Source organism: Mucilaginibacter sp. (assembly GCF_028288105.1).
Classification (GTDB): Bacteria; Bacteroidota; Bacteroidia; order Sphingobacteriales; family Sphingobacteriaceae; genus Mucilaginibacter.
The window spans coordinates 1-16,212 of sequence record NZ_JAQBOI010000152.1; the positions used below are offsets into that span (position 1 = coordinate 1).

Genomic DNA, 16,212 nt, shown 5'->3' on the forward strand with positions numbered 1-16,212 from the left:
AACGGCGAATATCTATGTCATTTCGAACGAGCGTAGCGAGGAGAAATCTTCTCCGCCCCTGCTTTTACGGATGCAGGGCGACTACTTATCGCTCGTAGAAGATTTCTCTCTATCGTTCGAAATGACAAGTGGGGAATGGCGAAATTTGCTAACTGCCAACTAAAAACTGCCAACTAAATACTCTGGCACAACTCTATCAGCACCCCATTAGTCCCTTTGGGGTGTACAAAGCAAACTAATTTGTTATCCGCGCCTTGTTTTGGCGTCTCATTCAACAAAACAAAACCTTCATTTTTCAGGCGCTGCATTTGGGCCTCAATATCAGTCACTTCAAAAGCAATATGATGTATGCCTTCGCCGCGTTTCTCAATAAATTTAGCTATCGGGCTATCGGGATTAGTGGCTTCCAGCAGCTCTATTTTATTTGGGCCGGCCTGCAGGAAAGCGGTTTTAACCCCTTCGCTGGCTACATCCTCTGTCTTATAAACAGTTGTGTTCAGCAATCTCTCATAGATATCTCCTGCCAGCTTAACACTGTTAACCGCTATACCAATATGCTCTATCTTGTTCATGTCCAAATATTGTAAATAAATGGCATGTAAATGCAATTTATAGCGGTTTGCAGATATAAAAGTAAAAAGTTGCGTATATTTGTGTTGTTAATTTTTAATACATGAATATCCCAATTTATTTAGATAATAACGCTACAACACCTATGGATCCGAGGGTGCTGGAGGCTATGCTGCCATACTTTAACGAAAAGTTTGGTAATGCGGCAAGCCGTAACCATCCGTTTGGATGGGTAGCTGAAGAAGGCGTTGATTATGCACGCGAGCAGGTTGCAAAACTTATTGGTGCTACAGAGAAAGAGATCATCTTTACATCGGGCGCTACCGAGTCTGACAACCTTGCCATAAAAGGTGTGTTTGAAATGTATAAAGAAAAAGGTAACCATATTATTACATCCGTTACCGAACATAAAGCTGTTTTAGATGCCTGCAAACACGTTGAAAAACTTGGCGGCCGTGTTACTTACCTGCCGGTTAAAGAAGACGGTTTAATTGACCTTGCCGAATTGGAAGCAGCCATGACCAGCGAAACCATCCTGGTATCTATCATGTATGGTAACAACGAAATTGGTGTTATTCAACCTATTAAAGAAATGGCTGCCATTGCGCATAAATACGGTGCATTGTTCATGACAGATGCTACACAGGCAGTGGGTAAAATACCTGTTAATGTTATTGCAGATGGTATTGACCTTTTAGCCCTATCGGCACATAAAATGTACGGCCCTAAAGGTGTTGGCGCATTATACGTTCGCCGTAAAGGCCCGCGTGTTAAAGTAACAGCACAAATGGACGGTGGCGGTCACGAGCGTGGTATGCGTTCGGGTACGTTGAACGTTCCGGGTATTGTTGGTTTAGGTAAAGCTTGCGAGCTTGCCGGCCTGGAGATGGAAAGCGAAGCAAAACGCCTTTCTGCCCTGCGCGATAAACTGCAAAGCGCATTAACTGTATTAGAAGAAAGCTACGTGAATGGTAATGTAGAACACCGCTTACCGCATGTTGCTAATATATCATTCAAATATGTTGAGGGCGAAGGTTTGATGATGGCCATGAAAGATCTGGCTGTATCATCGGGCTCGGCCTGTACATCGGCATCGTTAGAGCCTTCTTATGTATTAAAAAGCTTAGGATTATCTGACGATCTTGCACACTCATCAATCCGTTTTGGCCTTGGCCGCTTTACTACCGAAGAGGAAATTGACTACGCTATTGAAATAACCAAGAAATCGGTTAACCACCTGCGCGAACTTTCACCACTTTGGGAAATGTTTAAAGAAGGAATTGACCTTGACTCGATTGAGTGGGCAGAACACTAATTTAATGTGCAAATATGCAGATGCGCGAATGTGCAGATGCTTAGTTAAAATATATATATAACGAGTTAAAAAATCAACAATTCACTAACTCACTAATTCATAAATTAAAAGCCATGGCTTATTCAGATAAAGTAATTGACCATTATACTAACCCCCGCAATGTGGGCACGTTAGATAAGAGCAGCCACAAGGTTGGTACCGGCCTTGTTGGTGCACCTGAGTGCGGCGACGTTATGCGTTTGCAAATTCAGGTTGATGATAACAATATCATCACCGATGCTAAATTTAAAACCTTTGGTTGCGGTTCGGCAATCGCTTCTTCATCTTTAGCTACAGAGTGGCTAAAAGGCAAAAGCGTTGACGATGCAATGAAGATTGACAATATGGATATTGTTGAAGAACTGGCTTTACCACCGGTAAAAATTCACTGCTCTGTATTAGCAGAAGATGCTATAAAAGCAGCCATCAATGATTTCCGTGTTAAAAACGGTATGGAACCATTTGTTCTTGAAAAATCACATCACTAATAACAGATATTAGAATCAAGAGACAAGAATCAAGACATAAGTAATTACGTCTTCGTCTTGTTTCCTGGCTCTAAAAATCTTGACTCTACTACTATGGTAACTGTAACTGATAAAGCAAAAGCTAAAATAGATAACCTGATGCAGGATAGCGGGCTGGATGCTTCGTATTTCCTGCGTGTATCTGTACAGGGGGGCGGCTGCTCTGGTTTATCTTACAACCTCGATTTTGATAACGAGGAGAAAAAGGGCGACCAGTTTTTTGAAGACCGCGGTGTACGTTTTGCCTTGGATATGAAATCGTTTTTATACCTGGCCGGTACCGAGCTTGATTTTTCTGATGGCTTAAATGGTAAAGGTTTTAACTTTCATAACCCCAATGCCACACGCACATGCGGTTGCGGCGAAAGTTTCTCGGTTTAATAACGTTTTATTAATAGCATATATTAAAAAGGTTGATTATATTTATATAGTCAACCTTTTTTGTTTAATAACATGGAAAACAGGTCGCTTGTAATACTGGGCAGTAACCGTAAAAACAGCCTGACCGAGGCCATAACCCGGAAGGCACTACTGCAAACCGAATTTGATATGATCGATTTGCTTGATCATAAAATAGCCCACTACAGCTACGACGGCCACTACCCTATCGGCGATGAATTTGAGGCCATCATCAGCAAAACCCTTCCCTATAACAATATTATTTTTGCCACGCCGGTTTATTGGTATAGTATGAGTGGTGTAATGAAGGTTTTTTTCGATCGCCTTACCGACTTGATCACTATAAAAAAAGATCTGGGCCGTGGGTTAAGGGGTAAATCGGCCTCCATGATAGCCGTAGGTGCCGACGCCGCCATTCCCGATGGCTTCGAGGTACCCTTTAAACATACCGCAGCATACCTGGGCTTACAATATAAAGGTTGCACCTACTATGCTACTAAAAGCCAACCTAATTATAATAAATGATTCTTAAATTATACAAGCCTGTTTTATTGTTACTGCTATTAAGTATTAATGTGTGTTTAGCTCAAAGCAATATGCGCACATTAAAAGAATTAACAGTGGATGTATCCGCCCGTGATATGCTTAAACAGGAAATAAGTACCGCTAAAAACAAGTCAATAATTTTACCGGCAAACGAAAACAAAGCCGGAGAAGCATTATACCAAGCTCAAGTTACAAGCCGCTCATTAATGGGTGCAGTTATATATTTTACAGGTGGTATTTTAATTGATAACGGTTGGATAAGGCTATTGGGATCTGGTAGTAACATGCTTCCGAGAAGCCTGCCGGGGTGGAATAAAGGGAAAACATTTAACAATTTTGGCGACCGACCGGGCTATCTTTTAATTGCTGACGACGCGATAGGTGGCTTTTTTGCCGTAAATGGTGGTGCCCTTGGGGCAGATATGGGAAAAGTTTATTACCTGGCTCCTGAAACTTTAAAATGGGAATCACTGAACAAGAATTATTCAGATTTCGTAGACTTTTGTTTAAATGGCGATCTTGATAAATTTTATGAAAGTTACAGATGGAAAAATTGGAAAAAAGAAACAGCCGTACTTAATGGAGATAATGTTTATAGCTTCTACCCTTTTTTATGGAGCAAAGAAGGTCAGGATATAAGCAAGTCATCACGTAAGGTTGTGCCCGTTCAAGAGCATTACGATTTTACGTTATCTACTATTAGCCAGCTAAGTAAATAGTTTTTACGTCACCGCAGCGTCGCACTTTGTGGGCCCTGCAACGCCTTGCATACGGCGCAGGGTATCTTTCAGAAGACCAGGTTGGGATGTATGTAATCCTCTAATCAAGCAAATCATGGTTCAGACAATTCCGTGTTAAGGATTGTAGCGGATACCGGCCAGTGGTTAATGCCTGTGCAGTATGAGCGCAAAGCCTGACCGAAGGCAACGCTCAACATCAAAAATTACTTATTTTTCACCAAAAAAACGCCTTTTATTCGTCCATAGAACGCCTTTTTTCGCCTATTTTTAATAGCTAATTATCAATATGTTCCACTTGTTCCGTGTCAATTACTATAATGGAACAAGGGAGCACAGGCCTAAAAGATCTCAATTACCTGCCCGGTACCTGCACCTAATACACTGCGGATATAACCGGCCACTACCCTATCCATAGTAACTGGTACATGCCCCGGGAAAGCGTCAAAATACTCCGGTGAATCTTCTACCACGCCCGGACTAATTGTATTTATCCTTACCCCGTTTTCCAAACCAATGGCTGCCGCTATAACAAACGAGTTTAGACCGCCGTTAACCGCGCTCAGGTTTGCACCGTAAAGCACCGGGTCGGTTGCCAATATGCCCGATGTAAGCGTGAATGAACCTTTAGGATTGATATAGTGTTGCCCTATCAGCACCAGGTTAACCTGCCCCATTAATTTGCTGTCTATGCCTTTTTTAAAATCGGCCGGCGTCATGCTGCTTAACGGGCCAAAGTGGCCGCTGCCGGTAACACTTACCAAGGCATCAAATTTGTCTGCCTTTTTGTAAAAAGCCTCAATAGATTCGGGGGACGTGATATCCACTTGCAGGTCGCCGCTTTTTGAACCGGCCGTTATTACTTCGTACTTATCTTTTAAAGCAGCGGTTACTTTTCTGCCTAATGTGCCGGATGCACCTATGATAATGATCTTCATACTGTGAACAATTAGTGAATTAGTGATTTAGTGATTTCATTCTACTATGTGCTTTCGTTAACCAAGCTAAACAATTAAAAAGTCATATGATAAATGTGACGGTCAAACCAGGGTCAGATTTATATTGATACTTCGCTATTATGCCGTTTATAATTAAATGTAAAATAATTAGCTTTGTTAAGCATATAAACCTGATATATAAACTTAATGAACATCGTTGCTCAGCAATCAACCATACCGGGACTTATCCGGAACATTGTAGCGAACATACACCCCGAAGACCATACCTTTCTTATCCACAAGGTAAAAGATGCCTGGGTTGAGATCTCCTATAAACAAGCGCTCGAAAAGATTGATGCCCTGTCGGCGTGGTTCCTGAATATCGGTATTAAAAAAGGCGACCGCCTTGCCCTGATCATTGAGAACGGCCCCGATTATATTTATTATGACCAGGCCCTGCAGCAAATTGGCGCGGTAAATACCTCTATTTACCCAACCCTATCCGAAACTGAAATAGAATATATCCTGAACGATTCGGAAGCGCGCACTATACTTACCGGTAACCCTTTCCTGCATCGCAAGGTTTTAAAAATAGCCAATAGTTGCCCTTCGCTTATACGCATTATACCCGCGTTTGAGGGCTTTGAAAAGTTTAGCGAAGGCCTGCAATTAAATGCCGGCGTTGTGGGCTTAAAAAGAGTTATTGAGGAGGGTTTGCCCATTGTAGATGAATCCCGCACAGCCATTAACGCCGCCCGCGAAGCCATCCTGCCGTCTGATCTTTCCTGCCTGATATATACATCGGGCACAACAGGTACGCCTAAGGGGGTAATGCTTACTCACCATAACCTGACCGAAAACTGCCGTGTTAGCTTAATGCAGATACCAATTATTGAAAAGACGGACATGTTCCTGTCCTTTTTGCCGTTATCGCACGTATTTGAGCGCACAGCTACCTATTACATTTGCATGAATAAGGGCTGTACTATCGCTTTCGCGCAAAGCCTTGACCTGCTGGCCCGCAATATGGCCGAAGTTAAGCCTACCGTTATGTGCTGCGTGCCCCGCCTGCTGGAACGAATCCACGATAAGGCTATGAAAAATGGCTTATCTGCCGGAGGCATAAAAACTAAAATATTTACCTGGGCAGTTAAAATTGGCCGCGAATACCGTTTGGTGCAGGAAGCCGGCAAAAAACCGGGCATCATACTAAGCGCCGAACAAAAACTGGCAGACAAGCTGGTATTCAGCAAGATAAAAGAAAAAACAGGTGGCCGCTTAAAAGTGCTGCTATCTGGTGGTGGCGCATTGCCTAAAAACATTGGTGAGTTTTTTGGTGATATCGGCATAAAACTATTAGAGGGTTTCGGGCTTACAGAAACGTCGCCGGTAATGTCGGTTACCGAGAATGATCGTATTATATATGGTACCGTTGGCCGTATTATCCCCGGTATTGAAGTAGGTATCCAAAACGTGGATACCAAAAAGATCTACACTTCGCAAACCTACGATAACTTCAGCCCCAATTTTGAATCGGAAGAGGGCGAGATCATTGTTCGCGGGCATTGCGTAATGAAAGGTTACTGGAAAAAACCGGAAGAAACCTCCGCGGTTATTGATCCGGAAGGCTGGTTTCATACAGGTGATATCGGCCGTTTTTACAGGGGCAACCTACAAATAACCGATCGTTTAAAGAACATGCTGGTTAATGCTTATGGCAAAAATATTTATCCTACCCCGGTAGAGAATACTTATTTAAAAAGCCCTAAAATTGAACAGGTATTTTTAATTGGTGATAAGCGCGAATTTATAACGGCCATACTGGTTCCGGGCCGCGAATTACTGCAGGAAACATTTAAACTGGGTGATGACTTTTTTGAGAAGCCCGACCTGTTTATAGATGATAAAGAGATAATTGATTGGATTGGCCAGGACATCAAACGCTTGTCAAACGAATTAGCCAAATTTGAGCGGATCAAAAACTTTAAAGTGAAACGTACACCTTTTAGCATGGAGGCCGGCGAAATAACCCCTACCCTTAAAGCCAAGCGTAAAGTAATAGAAAAGAAATATGCCGATGCCATTGATGACCTGTACAACTGGGAAGATGATGCGGAATAATTACGCCAACAGGGCAGCTAAATGATAGAAGAATTTTTCGCGCTGAACAGTTATCCCACACTGGCAACAGACCGCCCTTTTCAAGATAAGTTTATATTACTGTTTAAAATATACGGGATAATTTTCCTGTTAAACTTTATTAGCGCCCCGTTAGCTTATCTGGCAGAGCACTTAGTAACACAGGTACTGCATTTAAAAAGCATCCAGGAACAATACAAAACTTCGATGCTGCGCTTTTTTGAAAAGTTTGGTTATTTAAAAGCAGTTTTATACATCTGCATTTTAGCACCAATAATTGAGGAGAGCATATTCAGGTTGCCGCTATCGTTGAAGCGCAGCCATATTGCTGTTGCTTTTGGGTTTGCGCTGGTATTACTTGCCCGCATAATACCCGGCCTGGCACAACAAAATTTAACTGTAAACATTTTGATTAGGGTAGCATTATTTGCTGCCGGATATTTTTCGCTCAATAAATTCCTACCAGAAGTTAAGGCACCAAATAACAGGCTTCAAACCCGGTTAATGATCATTTCTATAGTTGTATTTGGGCTGATGCACATTTTTAATTATGCGCCGCTGCAATGGAATATCATATTTATGTATCCATTATTTGTTATACCACAGCTTTGCATGGGCTGGTTATTAACGTATGTCCGCTTTAAAAATGGTTTCTTTTGGGGGATGGGGTTACATGCGCTTATCAACAGCGTATCTATGTTGCTGTATATAGCGTTTAAGCACAAAATGTAATTTCAATTAGTTTTCCGGGGTGTGTACTTCCAAAAATCTTTTAAAAGGCCGGGGTTGCCCGTACCGATATAACCTATACCATCTATACCAAAACTCACCAGATCATAGCGGATAGGCCCTGTAAAATTGGTAATTTTTGACCAGTTGTTTGATGCAGTATCATAAGCGTACCAATCATTGGCCGTTGCGGTAAGGGTAGAACCAAAGCCAACATACCCACTATTACCAATAGTAAACTGACCAGAAAATGCCCTGCCCTTACCCGGGAAATCAGCTTTTTTATCCCACTTATCAGCAATTGGGTCATACTGCCAAAAGTCTTTCTCGGCTATACTCGGAGAAGCCCCGCCTAACCCGGCGTATCCCTTGCCATTACTGGCAAATGCTGCTACACCAAAACTTCCGGTGCCCGGGTAGTCGGCCACACGTGTCCATTTATCCGCGTTAGCATCATACTTCCAAAAGTCCTTAAAATTTCCGGTGTAATCATTATTGGTGCCTAAGCCCATATAGCCGATACCATTTATTTCAAAAGCAATAACGTTTTCTCTTTTGCCGCCTGCAAAATCGGCTTTGCGCGTCCATTTATCATTAGCCGGGTTATACTCCCAAAAATCGTTATTCTGCGGAATATCATCGCCTGGGGTAGCCAGTCTTTTGCCAAACCCCGTACCAACATAACCTTTATTATTAATGCCAAAGCCCTTAACATATTCGCCTGCCTGGCCGGGATAATCGGCTTTGCGTGTCCATTTATCCGTTTTAGGGTCGTACTCCCAAAAATCATTTATCAGCTGCGAATTAAAACCACTGGCAGCATTCCCGCCTAAAATATAGCCCTTACCACCTATTGTAAAGCCAGATGAGCGTACACGCCCAACTCCCGGGAAATCGTCTAATTGAGCCCACAAACCGGGTAAACCGTTCGCATAATTTGGTACAAAGGGTTTATCCTTCTTGCAGGAAAAAAGCGTTAAAGTAAGTATCAGCAAAATGCCGGCTTTTTTAAACATCATATATAATTGGTGGTGGTAAGTAAATATATCATTTACATTTTACAATGCGCAATGATACAAGTACATAAAGCATACGTCCTGGTATCGCATTCAGTTGCTTTTGCTACCGATCAAGCAGTTCCTGGAAAAGATCGATAAACTCACCTATCTGGCGGCCGTCCATCAGGCCATGATGCACGGTAACAGATACAGGCATGCTCTTTTTATCATCCTGCTCAGTAACTTTTCCTAATGATATTTTTGGCATGCTATCCTTGAATGTAAAGCTGCGGGCGTGCGTTAATCCTGTAAAGTTTACCCATGGGATAGCCGAGATATGCAAAACATTAAATATCGGCCTTAGTTCGAGCCCTACGGTACTTTGTACACGCTTTATCTCCTGCTGTGCATCAGTCACAAATTCGGCAAAATCAGGTTTATAATCTATATAAGAAAAGCCAAAAGTGGTATCGGGGCGGCTGATGGTTGTTGATGCATGCACTTCATCATACAAAAACACCTCATCGTTTTCCACGCGATATCTGAATCCCTCAATACCATTGGCTGCCTTTAATATGCAATGCAGGTAGTATAAAAAGAAAGAAACACCCTGCTCCTTTGCTTTTTGATAAGCTATGGTTACATCAACGTTTACTGTCGCACCAAAAAAGGGCTCTTCGAAACTATTAAAAAACTTAAAGTGATGTGTCCGGTACCAGGTATCAAGATCAATTTTTATTTTCATGTTTTACAGGTACGCTAATATATCTTTTATAGTTACAGCGCTTTTAAAACGTTCGTTATCTATACTGTGCTCTATCTGCTCATGCGCCCAGGTAATGTGATAAGGCACGTGTACAGCATGCCCGCCAATGTTTAGCACCGGCATAATATCGCTTTTAAGGGAATTACCCACCATCAGTAATTCTTCGGGCTGTATGTCGAGGTGTTTTATCAGCTTCAGGTAGTTGGCATCATCCTTCTCGCTCATAATTTCGATATGATGGAAATATGGACTAAGGCCCGATTTTTTTAGTTTCCGTTCCTGATCCAGCAGGTCGCCTTTTGTGGCTACCACTAAGCGGTATTTACCTTTTAATGTTTCCAGTACTTCTTCTACCCCATCAAGCAGCTCGATAGGCTGGTTCAGCATTTGCTTACCCAATTCTATTATTTGCCCTACAACCTCAATACTTAAAGTGTTTTGAGTGATGTTCATGGCGGCTTCTATCATTGATAGTATAAAGCCTTTTATACCGTATCCGTAAAGCCCAAGATTAGCCAACTCTATTTTTAAAAGCTCGCGTTCCAGTTCATGCTCTGAGGCGTACTGCTGCAGCAATATGCAAAACTGTTCTTCTGTTTGCCTAAAATAGGGCTCGTTCACCCAAAGGGTATCGTCGGCATCAAACGCGATCACTTTAATATTCATGGCGCCAAATTTAGTGATTTAGTGAATGATTGATTTAGTGATTTTTGTAATGGCGATTTTATAGACCCAATAAAAAACCGGGCTAAGTCTTCGACAGGCACAGACTGACAAACATAGCGGCTTATCATTTCGTGATTTTACTCACCCGGTCATTGCTTCGCTCGACCACCCTCTCTTCGCTGCGCGGAAAGAGGGTATCACATTTTTTGTTTATAGAGGTTAGGGAGAGGATTCTTTTTCACCCTCTTTGCGAAGCAGAGAGGGTCGGCCAGCGCAGCGTAGCCGGGGTGAGTAAAATATCCGCCTCACATCTCATATCTCGCTTAAAAATCCTATTTTTGCACCCTTAATAAATACCCTTTTACAATATGAGTATTGCACTATCCGAACAGGAAATTATACGTCGCGAATCGTTACAAAAACTACGCGAACTGGGCATAAACCCTTATCCTGCCGAAGCTTTTGATGTGACCGCGTGGGCACAGGATATTAATGACAATTTTGAAGCCAACCCGGATAAGTATAAACAGGTTGTAATTGCAGGCCGTATCATGACGCGCCGTATTATGGGCAGCGCATCATTTGCCGAGATCCAGGATAGTACCGGCCGTGTGCAGATCTATATCAAACGCGATGATATTTGCCCCGGTGAGGACAAAACGTTGTACAATACCGTATTTAAAAAGCTTTTGGATATTGGCGATTACGTAGGTATAAAAGGCTATGTATTCCTTACCCAAACAGGTGAGATCTCGGTACATACTGAAGAGCTTATCGTCCTTTCAAAATCGTTGAAACCGCTGCCGGTGGTTAAGCGTGAAGATGATGGTACCATACACGATGGTTTTACCGACCCCGAAATGCGTTACCGCCAGCGTTATGTTGATTTAACCGTTAACCCCGAATACAAAAACATATTCATTAACCGCTCTAAAGTGATCAGCAGTATGCGCAATTACTTTAACGCGCAAGGCTGGATGGAAGTAGAAACCCCTATCCTGCAACCTGTGCATGGCGGTGCAGCGGCCCGTCCGTTTGCCACACATCACAACACTTTGGATATGGGCCTGTTCCTGCGTATTGCCAATGAGCTTTACCTTAAACGCCTTATCGTTGCCGGCTTTGATGGTGTTTACGAGTTTGGTAAAATGTTCCGTAACGAGGGTATGGACCGCACCCACAACCCGGAGTTTACCGCCATGGAGATTTATGTAGCTTACAAAGATTATATATGGATGATGGCCATGGTGGAGGAGTGTTTAGAAACTGTTGCTAAAGCCGTTCATGGCATCCCTGTGGTGCATGTTGGCCAGCACGAAATAAACTTTGCCGGCCCTTACGAGAAGCTGTCTATGTATGATTCTATCCTGAAATATACGGGTATAGATGTATCTGCCATGGACGAAGAAGGCCTGCGTAAAGTATGTGCCGATCTTGCCATTGAGGTAGATGCCAGTATGGGTAAAGGCAAACTGATAGACGAGATCTTTAGCGCTAAGGTAGAGCACAACCTGATACAGCCAACGTACATTACCGACTACCCTATTGAGATGACGCCGCTTGCCAAAAAGCACCGTACAAAAGATGGCCTGGTAGAGCGTTTTGAGTTGTTTGTAAATGGTAAAGAGATTGCGAATGCTTATTCGGAATTAAACGACCCTATCGATCAGCGCGAGCGCTTAGAAGAGCAATTAATACTGGCCGGCCGTGGCGATGATGAAGCCATGGCAATGGATGACGACTTTTTACGCGCCCTTGAATACGGTATGCCGCCAACATCAGGCTTAGGTATAGGTATTGATAGGTTAGTGATGCTAATGACCAACCAGAGCACTATACAGGAAGTATTATTCTTCCCGCAGATGCGCCCTGAAAAGAAAGCAAAAGCGCCAAGTATAGAAGATTTCACAAACATTGGCGTTCCTGCTGAGTGGGTACCTGTCCTTAACAAAATGGGCTTCAACACCGTTGAGGAACTTAAAGCCGGTAACCCCAACAAGGTGTTTAACGACCTTGGCGGAATGCGTAAAAAATTAAAACTCGATATTACCATGCCGGTAAAAGAAACGGTTATGGCCTGGTTTGAATAATGATTTCATTATTTTACCACAGAGAACACTGAGGATTATCAAATCTTATAACCACAAAGAGCACGGAGTGAAACAACCTCTGTACTCTTTGTGGTTTTTCTTTGTGACCTCTGTGGTTAATATAATATTTTGCTGTTTAGAATACCTCCCACGACTTTTAACACATTTTTCTGAAATAGCCTGGCTGCACTCCATATTCCGATTTAAATGCACGGCAAAAAGCGCTGAAATCTTCAAATCCGCATCTCCAGGTGATCTCGTATACAGGCTTGTCAGTAAGTTTCAATAATTCCGCGGCTCGTTGTAGCCGGATCCTCATGAGGTATTGATGCGGAGTGACGTGGAAAACAAATTTGAATTGCCTAACTAATTGAGGAATGGATAAACAGGCTATATTGCTTATTGCGTTTAAATCGGTTTTGTCCATATAAAAAGATTGCAACATATCCTTAGCCATACATAAGCGTTTGTATATTTCGGTTTTTGTATTTGGCTTAACCGCATTTACATTTCTTACCTGTTTTGATGCCGATAAATGCATCCGAATTAAATTGCTCAATATAAAAACCAAATGCTCATCAACTACCCAGCTATCGTATCCCTTACCATTAAGTGCAGAAATAAGGTTGTGCAATTGTATCTGTAAGTCCGGATCAATATCATTTAAGGTCTGGAAGAACTCGGGGGTATTGCCACCAGTTTTAAAAGGATCATCAAGCAGGTGTTCTTCTCTGCCCAATACATCCCTAAACACTGAAGAGGCAAAATCTCTTTCAAAAAAAACCGACAATACTCGCGCACTTTCGCCATTATCTATACGGCAGGAATAAGGTTGATCATCATTCATCATCAGAAATTGTCCCGGCCTAACGGCAATGCTACGATTGCCTATCCCATACCATTCTTCGCCGCTTAGTACGGTTTTAAAGGAAAGGCAGCCCACATGATGATCACAATTACTGTAGCGGCTTAATGCATTAAAAATAATATTATGCTTTTTAAATTTGCTAAAATGCGATCGTTCGTCAAACCCAGGCTTAGTATGATCGGGTAGTGTGGTAAAATACATATGGTTTGTTGCTTATCTAATTTATCCTGAATTGACCAGTGTAAGTTAGCAATTATGAGATACACAAGTGTTACTACAATTCTTTATCCATTTTGAGCATTTCTGCACAATACCGGGCATTCTCAAAGTATACTTTTGCATAAATCCGTAGATTAAAAAACACTTTTATGAAAAAGATCGTCTTTATACTTTTTTTTAGTTTGATATCAATTGCAGCAATCAGCCAAACTCTGGCATCTGATACCATTCAGTATGAGAAGGAATATTACCAAAAACGGACAGCTATTTTCAACAGCGAACCGGTAATAAAAGGTAAAATTATATTCTTAGGGAATAGCATAACACAATTTGGAGATTGGAAAAAATTGCTGAATGATTCAAGTGTAATTAACAGGGGGATTGCAGCCGACAATACCCAGGGTGTTTTAGCCCGCTTAAATGATGTTATAATCCGCCAACCGGCGAAGCTTTTTATCGAGGTTGGAATAAATGATATCGCTCAAAATATCCCCCCACAAATCATTATAAAAAATATTTTATTAATTATTGAGCGGGTACATACACAATCACCGGAAACGGAAATATATGTTGATAGCATTTTACCTACAAATGATAACGCCAAAAATGATTATCCGGATGTTTTCAACAAAAACGATCAGATAAACGCCATAGACGATCAATTAGAACGCAATGCAAAAGGTAGCAGGTATACTTATATTGATTTGAAAAGTAAGCTTAAAGATAAAAATGGCAAGCTTGATGCAAAGTATGCAATGCCTGATGGTCTTCACCTTAACAAGCTTGGCTATAACGTTTGGGTTGATTTTTTAAAAACAAAAAAATACCTATAGTTTGAATTTAACAGTTTATTTGCCCGCCTGCGCATAATTTATATTCGTAAACAAATAAGCCAAAAGGATGACTAACAACTTTCATGAATAAAAACGCCTATACAACGCCTTTATTCACAATTCCTTAACAAAATCATAAAGAGAATAAAACCTGCGTTTAATAGTTGTTGTTTAGTTTTATACCGAACACACTATAAATGAATGTCATGACAAATTCAATCCTTGAGATAACCGAAAACGAGTATCTGATAAAACTAAACAGGAGTAATTTCGACCTGTCATTTATCCGCAGTCTTTTAAAAATAGTTGAAGTATCAAAGCCTGCAAAAAGCAAGAGCGATGATGACTCTTACTACTATAGCGACGCGCCTGTAATCGACAGACGTATAGAACCTAATTTAAATCACTCATCAGAGCCTGATTATTTCAGCAACCTCGACGAGAAATAAAAAGCTTCTTTCGATCTTTTCTTCTTAGAATTTTTGACGGAAACCGCCGCGTATTACCTGCTGCTTATCCATCTGTGCCATTTGGCCCTTCATCATCTTTATCTGATCGGCAAGCAATTTGTTCTTGTCTTCCTTAGCGGCTTCTTTTAAATATATTTCGGCTTCGCGCTTGTTGCGTTTTGCCATTGCAATACCTGCCAGGCTTAATTTAGCCAACGCTATATTGTGCGACATGCCCATTCCTAACTGAAGCGCTTTCTTGAAGTATTTTTCTGATTTTAAAGGCGCTGTGCGCGATTCTATTAAACCTATTAATAGGTTGTAGTAGCCATGCTGGCTTTTATATAATTGTTTTTCGTAATCGGTAATTCTCGCAAGAGATGCTTCGGCTTTTTCAGAATTTTCTTTACGCAGGTAAAATTGCGCAAGCAGCATGTTTTCGTTAAAAAAGAAGGTAAGCAGTACAATACCGCCTAATAAAAACAGAGTGATCCCCCAGCCCCAAAAACCAAAGCCACACAGTGTAACACCGGCGCCCATCATAACACAAGCAATAATTAACCTAACTATATTTGACATAATTTGTATTAGTATAAAAACAGTTGCAAATATCGTTATTTGTAAGCTAAATAAAACATCAGTATTAATATTTATGGCAGGAGAATTAGAACCATCGTGGAAAAAAGCACTGGACGAAGAATTTCAAAAACCTTACATGGTTGAACTTAAGACCTTTTTAAAACAGGAAAAAGAAACAGGGTATATCATTTACCCAAAAAACGCCGATATATTCAACGCTTTTAACACAACGCCATTTGATGATGTAAAGGTGGTTATTATAGGGCAAGACCCTTACCACGGCCCAAATCAAGCGCATGGTTTATCTTTTTCTGTACAAAAAGGGGTTTCAGTACCGCCATCCTTACGCAACATATACAAAGAATTATCTACTGATATCCCTGGCTTTACCATCCCCCAAACCGGCGACTTAACCAAATGGGCGCAACAAGGTGTGCTATTACTAAATGCCACTTTAACCGTAAGGTCCGCAACGGCAGGGTCGCATCAAAAAAAAGGCTGGGAGAAATTTACAGATGCAGCTATCAAAAAACTGTCTGACGAAAAAAAAGGTCTGGTATTTATCCTGTGGGGAGCTTACGCGCAATCAAAAAGCGTACTTATAAATGAACATAACAATCATCTGATCATAAAATCTACGCATCCATCTCCCCTTGCCGTAAGCCATGGCGGCTTTTTTGGTTCGAAGCCATTCTCAAAAACAAACGAGTTTTTAATTAAACAAGGTAAAGAGCCGATTGACTGGCAGATAGATTAATTAGTGAATTAGCGATTTATTGAATTAGTGATTGGCTTTTCAATTCAC

At 41.5% G+C, this 16,212-nt stretch carries 18 protein-coding genes; 11 read left to right on the forward strand and 7 right to left on the reverse strand.

The annotated features are described in order from the left end of the window. Positions 1-173: 173 nt before the first annotated feature. Complete coding sequence (gene mce / locus JWQ85_RS10645) at positions 174-572, reverse strand: methylmalonyl-CoA epimerase (RefSeq protein WP_299467709.1); 399 nt, start codon at positions 570-572, stop codon at positions 174-176. Positions 573-673: 101 nt separating this feature from the next. On the opposite strand from mce, the gene JWQ85_RS10650 reads away from it, so the two are divergent. The 5 genes from JWQ85_RS10650 (at position 674) to JWQ85_RS10670 (ending at position 4,115) form a co-directional block, all read left to right on the forward strand. Then, positions 674-1,885, forward strand: coding sequence for an IscS subfamily cysteine desulfurase (locus JWQ85_RS10650; protein ID WP_299467711.1), 1,212 nt, complete (start codon positions 674-676; stop codon positions 1,883-1,885). Between the two features lie 113 nt (positions 1,886-1,998). Continuing rightward, on the forward strand, positions 1,999-2,412 hold the full coding sequence (iscU, locus tag JWQ85_RS10655; protein ID WP_299467713.1) for a Fe-S cluster assembly scaffold IscU: 414 nt from the start codon (positions 1,999-2,001) through the stop codon (positions 2,410-2,412). Positions 2,413-2,505: 93 nt separating this feature from the next. Beyond that, complete coding sequence (locus JWQ85_RS10660) at positions 2,506-2,832, forward strand: iron-sulfur cluster assembly accessory protein (protein WP_067059244.1); 327 nt, start codon at positions 2,506-2,508, stop codon at positions 2,830-2,832. 72 nt (positions 2,833-2,904) lie between these two features. Then, complete coding sequence (locus JWQ85_RS10665) at positions 2,905-3,375, forward strand: flavodoxin family protein (RefSeq protein WP_299467716.1); 471 nt, start codon at positions 2,905-2,907, stop codon at positions 3,373-3,375. Between the two features lie 71 nt (positions 3,376-3,446). Next, positions 3,447-4,115 carry a DUF2625 domain-containing protein gene (locus JWQ85_RS10670; RefSeq protein WP_299467718.1) on the forward strand — a complete coding sequence of 223 codons (669 nt, stop codon included), beginning with the start codon at positions 3,447-3,449 and terminating at the stop codon, positions 4,113-4,115. Positions 4,116-4,474: 359 nt separating this feature from the next. Here the strand turns inward: JWQ85_RS10670 and JWQ85_RS10675 are convergent, their stop codons facing one another. After that, the gene (locus JWQ85_RS10675) at positions 4,475-5,071 is read right to left on the reverse strand and encodes a short chain dehydrogenase (protein ID WP_299467720.1); all 597 of its coding nucleotides are present in this window, start codon (positions 5,069-5,071) and stop codon (positions 4,475-4,477) included. Between the two features lie 207 nt (positions 5,072-5,278). On the opposite strand from JWQ85_RS10675, the gene JWQ85_RS10680 reads away from it, so the two are divergent. Both JWQ85_RS10680 and JWQ85_RS10685 read left to right on the forward strand, forming a co-directional pair. Continuing rightward, entirely contained in the window at positions 5,279-7,192 is a 1,914-nt protein-coding gene (locus tag JWQ85_RS10680; protein ID WP_299467722.1) for a long-chain fatty acid--CoA ligase, read from the forward strand. A gap of 21 nt (positions 7,193-7,213) precedes the next feature. Continuing rightward, a complete protein-coding gene (locus tag JWQ85_RS10685) occupies positions 7,214-7,942 on the forward strand; it encodes a CPBP family glutamic-type intramembrane protease (RefSeq protein ID WP_299467724.1) in 729 nt (242 codons plus the stop codon). A 2-nt stretch (positions 7,943-7,944) separates the two neighbouring features. Here the strand turns inward: JWQ85_RS10685 and JWQ85_RS10690 are convergent, their stop codons facing one another. The 3 genes from JWQ85_RS10690 to JWQ85_RS10700 form a co-directional block, all read right to left on the reverse strand. Next, positions 7,945-8,958: a hypothetical protein gene (locus JWQ85_RS10690; RefSeq protein WP_299467726.1), complete on the reverse strand. Its 1,014-nt coding sequence runs from the start codon at positions 8,956-8,958 to the stop codon at positions 7,945-7,947. 103 nt (positions 8,959-9,061) lie between these two features. Continuing rightward, positions 9,062-9,682, reverse strand: a complete 621-nt coding sequence (locus JWQ85_RS10695) for a chloramphenicol acetyltransferase (protein ID WP_299467728.1) — start codon at positions 9,680-9,682, stop codon at positions 9,062-9,064. Positions 9,683-9,685: 3 nt separating this feature from the next. Beyond that, positions 9,686-10,369: an HAD family hydrolase gene (locus tag JWQ85_RS10700; RefSeq protein ID WP_299467730.1), complete on the reverse strand. Its 684-nt coding sequence runs from the start codon at positions 10,367-10,369 to the stop codon at positions 9,686-9,688. Between the two features lie 368 nt (positions 10,370-10,737). Between JWQ85_RS10700 and lysS the strand changes: the two genes are divergently transcribed. Beyond that, positions 10,738-12,459, forward strand: a complete 1,722-nt coding sequence (gene lysS, locus JWQ85_RS10705) for a lysine--tRNA ligase (RefSeq protein ID WP_299467732.1) — start codon at positions 10,738-10,740, stop codon at positions 12,457-12,459. A gap of 157 nt (positions 12,460-12,616) precedes the next feature. Here lysS and JWQ85_RS10710 read toward each other — a convergent pair whose 3' ends face one another. After that, positions 12,617-13,528, reverse strand: coding sequence for a helix-turn-helix transcriptional regulator (locus JWQ85_RS10710; protein WP_299467734.1), 912 nt, complete (start codon positions 13,526-13,528; stop codon positions 12,617-12,619). A gap of 167 nt (positions 13,529-13,695) precedes the next feature. Between JWQ85_RS10710 and JWQ85_RS10715 the strand changes: the two genes are divergently transcribed. Together JWQ85_RS10715 and JWQ85_RS10720 are read left to right on the forward strand one after the other, a co-directional pair. Then, positions 13,696-14,379 (forward strand): GDSL-type esterase/lipase family protein, encoded by a 684-nt coding sequence (locus JWQ85_RS10715; protein ID WP_299467736.1) that lies wholly within the window; start codon positions 13,696-13,698, stop codon positions 14,377-14,379. A 206-nt stretch (positions 14,380-14,585) separates the two neighbouring features. Continuing rightward, a complete protein-coding gene (locus JWQ85_RS10720; protein ID WP_299467738.1) occupies positions 14,586-14,828 on the forward strand; it encodes a hypothetical protein in 243 nt (80 codons plus the stop codon). Between the two features lie 24 nt (positions 14,829-14,852). On the opposite strand, the gene JWQ85_RS10725 is transcribed toward JWQ85_RS10720, so the two are convergent. Then, positions 14,853-15,407 (reverse strand): DUF2892 domain-containing protein, encoded by a 555-nt coding sequence (locus tag JWQ85_RS10725; RefSeq protein WP_299467740.1) that lies wholly within the window; start codon positions 15,405-15,407, stop codon positions 14,853-14,855. A 73-nt stretch (positions 15,408-15,480) separates the two neighbouring features. Here JWQ85_RS10725 and ung point away from each other — a divergent pair, with 73 nt between their 5' ends. Continuing rightward, a complete protein-coding gene (gene ung / locus JWQ85_RS10730) occupies positions 15,481-16,164 on the forward strand; it encodes a uracil-DNA glycosylase (protein ID WP_299467741.1) in 684 nt (227 codons plus the stop codon). Positions 16,165-16,212 lie beyond the last annotated feature (48 nt).